Here is a 3,991-nt window from a genome sequence, read left to right as displayed (position 1 = left end):
TCGGCGCGCTGGAGCGCGAGGTGCTGCTGCAGTTCCTGATCGAGGCGGTGGTGCTGGCCTCCATGGGCGGCCTGATTGGCATCGTGCTGGCCACCGCCGCGTCCATCGTGCTGGCCAGCGTGATGGAGGTGCCCTATCTGTTCAATCCGGGCGTGAACCTGCTGTCCTTCCTATTCTCGGCCGGCATTGGCGTGCTGTTTGGCTTCTTCCCGGCCCGCCGGGCGGCGCGCATGGACCCGATTGAGGCGCTCCGACATGAGTAGTAAATTTATGAAAAATGAGGCTCTATCCCCCGCAAAATAAGCGCGACCAGCTACTATTTTTGTAGCAAATCGGCAATCGCCCGCGGGTAGATCAGGTGCTCTTGCGTCAGCACACGGGCCGCCAGATCGGCTGCCGTGTCAGCGGCCAGCACCGGCACCACGGCCTGCGCCAGGATCGGCCCGTGGTCCAGATCAGCGGTGACCTGATGGACCGTGACGCCGGTGACTTTGCAGCCCGCGTCCAGTGCGCGCTGGTGCGTGTGCAAACCCGGAAAAGCGGGAAGGAGCGAGGGATGGATGTTGAGCAGACGCCCCTCATAACGGCTGACAAAGCCCGGGGTGAGAATGCGCATGAAGCCCGCCAGCACCACCAGAGCCGGTTGCCCCGGTTCGTCAAAACGGTCAATGGCCGTGGACAGCGCCTCGTCAAACGCCTCGCGCGAGGCAAAGGTCTTGTGGTCCAGCACCTCGGTCGCAATGCCCTGTTCCCGGGCAAAAACCAGCCCGCCAGCAGAGGCTTTGTTGCTGATGACAGCCGCCACGCGCGCGCGCCATTTTTCTTGCCAGCCCTCGCGCCGGGCCACTTTTACGATGGCGGCCATATTGGAGCCGCCGCCAGAGATCAAAATAACGATGTTTTTCATACCTGCCTTAATTATGACGTCGACCACTTCCATACCGCCTCCCACACCAACCCCCTCCCCCCTCCTGACGCCCACCGAGGCCCGCGTGCTCGGCACCCTGATGGAGAAGGCCCGCACCGTCCCCGACAGCTACCCGCTGTCGCTCAACTCGCTGCTGCTCGGTTGCAACCAGAAATCCAGCCGCGACCCCTTGATGGAGCTCGATGAAGCGCAAGTGGCCACGGCGCTGGACGAGCTGAAATCAGCCGGACTGGTGCGTGAAAGCAGCGGCGGGCGCACCACCCGCTATGAGCACAATTTCCAGCGCGGTATTGGCGTGTTCGAGCAATCCGCCGTGTTGCTGGGGCTTTTGATGCTGCGCGGTGCGCAAACCGCCGGCGAGCTGCGCCTGAATTCTGAGCGCTGGTACAAGTTTGCCGACATCTCTTCCGTCGAGGGTTTCCTGGAAGAGCTGCAAGACCGCTCGCCCGAAAAAGGCGGCTCCCTGGTCGTCAAACTGGCCCGCGGACCGGGCACCCGGGAACAGCGCTGGGCGCACCTGCTGTGCGGCCCGGTGGACACGACCCACACCGGCCTTGGCCGCTCGGCGGAAGGCTCAGGCAACACCGCCGAGCGCATCGAACGGCTCGAAGCCGAAGTGGCTCAATTGCGTGAAACCGTGCAAAAACTGTGTTCAGAGTTGGGCGTGTCACCCCCTGGACATGCATAATCGCACGACCGTGCTAAAAACACGCCAGTGGCTTATTTGGAGACCCCTTTATGGATTTGGCATTTACCCCCGAAGAACAGAAATTTCGCGAGGACATTCGCGCCTGGGTGAAAGAGAACCTGCCCGCGGACATCTCAAACAAAGTGCACAAGGCCTTGCGCCTGAGCCGTGATGACATGCAGCGCTGGGCCAAGATTTTGGGCAAGAAAGGCTGGCTCGGCCATGCCTGGCCCAAGGAATTCGGCGGCCCCGGCTGGAACTCGATCCAGAAACATCTGTTTGAAGAAGAATGTGCGCTGGCAGGCGCGCCGCGCGTGATCCCGTTTGGCCCGGTGATGGTGGCGCCGGTGATCATGGCCTTTGGCAATGCCGAGCAGCAGCAGCGCTTTTTGCCCGGCATCGGCAGTGGCGACGTCTGGTGGAGCCAGGGGTACAGCGAGCCGGGCTCCGGCTCCGACTTGGCCTCGGTCAAGTGCCGGGCCGAACGCCAGGGCAACAAATACCTGGTCAATGGCCAGAAGACCTGGACCACACTGGGCCAGTACGGCGAATGGATTTTCTGCCTGGTGCGCACCAGCACCGAGGGCAAACCCCAGACCGGCATCAGCTTTCTGCTGATCGACATGAAATCGCCGGGCGTCACCGTGCGTCCCATCATGCTGCTGGACGGCGAAGCCGAAGTTAACGAAGTCTTTTTCGACAACGTCGAAGTGCCGGTCGAGAACCTGATTGGCGAAGAAAACAAGGGCTGGACCTACGCCAAGCACCTGTTGAGCCATGAGCGCACCAATATTGCCGACGTGAACCGCTCCAAACGCGAGCTCGATCGTCTCAAGCGCATTGCCAAAGACGAAGGGGTTTACACCGACACCCGCTTCCGCGATGAGATCGCCAAGCTGGAAGTGGACGTGGTGGCGCTGGAAATGATGGTGTTGCGCGTGCTGGCGGCCGAAAAATCAGGCAAGCAGTCGCTCGATATTGCCGGTCTGCTCAAGATTCGCGGCAGCGAAATCCAGCAGCGCTACAGTGAACTGATGATGCTGGCAGCCGGCCCCTACGCGCTGCCCCTCATTTATGAGGCCATGGAAGCCGGTTGGCAGGGCGACGCCGTCGGCGCAAGCTACTGCGCGCCCCTGGCCTCCACCTACTTCAACCTGCGCAAGACCACCATTTACGGCGGCAGCAATGAAGTGCAACGCAACATCGTTTCCCAAGTAGTTCTAGGATAAGTATCATGGATTTTGATTTTTCTGACGACCAGGAACAACTGCGCGACGCAGTTCGCAAATGGGTGGACAAGGGCTACAGCTTCGAGCGCCGCCGCACGGCGGTCAAGGCCGGTGGCTTTTCGCGCGAAGCCTTCGCTGAGATCGCCGGATTGGGCTTGTGCGGCCTGTACATTCCGGAAGCCCACGACGGCATGGGCATGGGCCCGGTCGAGGGCATGGTGGCGATGGAGGAACTGGGACGCGGCATTGTGCTGGAGCCTTTGGCCCAGAGCCTGATCGCAGGCGGCGTGCTGAGCGGCTATGCGCCCGAAGCGCTCAAGTCCGCTTGGCTGCCCAAAGTGGCCAGCGGCGAAGCCCTGGTGGTGTTGGCTTACCAGGAGCGCGCCGCCCGTTACCGGCTCGACGTGTGTGCGGCAAAAGCGACGCCAGCCCCCGCCGGATGGACGTTGGTAGCTGCAAAAAGCATAGTGGCTGTGGGCGATCAGGCCGATGCCTTCATCGTGCCGGCAACGGTCGATGGCAAACTGGCTTTGTTCCTGGTGGAACGCACGGCCAGCGGTGTCGCCACCCGTGGCTACGGCACGCAGGACGGCAGCCGGGCCGCCGAACTCACGCTGACCAATGCACCCGCCACCCTGATCACGCTGGACGGCCTGACTGCGCTGGAGCACGCCGTTGACATCGGCATTGCGGCGACCTGTGCCGAAGCGGTGGGCGTGATGGACAAAACCATGGCCATCACCGCCGAGTACATGAACACCCGCAAGCAGTTTGGTGTCGTCATCAGCAGCTTCCAGGCCTTGCGTCATCGCGCCGCCGACATGAAGATGCAGCTCGAACTGGCACGCTCCATGAGCTACTACGCCGCGCTCAAACTCAACGCGCCAGCGCCAGAGCGTCGTGCGGCGATGGCCCGGGCCAAATACCAGCTGGGCAATTCGATGCGCTTTGTCGGCCAGCAGGCGGTGCAGCTGCACGGCGGTATCGGCGTCACTGACGAATACATCGTCAGCCATTACTTCAAGAAACTGACCCAGCTGGAAATGACCTTTGGCGATACCCTGCACCATCTGGGTGAGGTATCGAACCGGATGCAGGACACGGCAGGCGTATTTGCCTGAAAACTGAAGAAAATGGGCGCCAACC

At 61.8% G+C, this 3,991-nt stretch carries 5 protein-coding genes; 4 read left to right on the top strand and 1 reads right to left on the bottom strand.

Annotated elements, in window-relative coordinates:
* Positions 1–263: ABC transporter permease (locus tag B3V69_RS18270; protein ID WP_296448531.1), on the top strand; the 263-nt coding region annotated here is incomplete at its 5' end.
* Positions 264–316: 53 nt separating this feature from the next.
* Here B3V69_RS18270 and purN read toward each other — a convergent pair.
* Positions 317–907 carry a phosphoribosylglycinamide formyltransferase gene (gene purN / locus B3V69_RS18265; protein WP_296448529.1) on the bottom strand — a complete coding sequence of 197 codons (591 nt, stop codon included), beginning with the start codon at positions 905–907 and terminating at the stop codon, positions 317–319.
* Positions 908–920: 13 nt separating this feature from the next.
* Here purN and B3V69_RS18260 point away from each other — a divergent pair, with 13 nt between their 5' ends.
* Genes B3V69_RS18260 through B3V69_RS18250 form a run of 3 tightly spaced genes read left to right on the top strand, consistent with a single transcriptional unit; the run spans position 921 to position 3,966 of the window.
* Positions 921–1,616, top strand: coding sequence for a YceH family protein (locus B3V69_RS18260; RefSeq protein WP_296448527.1), 696 nt, complete (start codon positions 921–923; stop codon positions 1,614–1,616).
* 50 nt (positions 1,617–1,666) lie between these two features.
* A complete protein-coding gene (locus tag B3V69_RS18255; RefSeq protein ID WP_296448525.1) occupies positions 1,667–2,845 on the top strand; it encodes an acyl-CoA dehydrogenase family protein in 1,179 nt (392 codons plus the stop codon).
* A gap of 5 nt (positions 2,846–2,850) precedes the next feature.
* Positions 2,851–3,966: an acyl-CoA dehydrogenase family protein gene (locus B3V69_RS18250; RefSeq protein WP_296448523.1), complete on the top strand. Its 1,116-nt coding sequence runs from the start codon at positions 2,851–2,853 to the stop codon at positions 3,964–3,966.
* Positions 3,967–3,991: the final 25 nt, after the last annotated feature.

The organism is Rhodoferax sp. UBA5149 (assembly GCF_002413825.1).
In the GTDB taxonomy this organism is placed as follows: Bacteria; Pseudomonadota; Gammaproteobacteria; order Burkholderiales; family Burkholderiaceae_C; genus Rhodoferax.
This window is presented reverse-complemented; position numbering and strand designations above follow the sequence as displayed.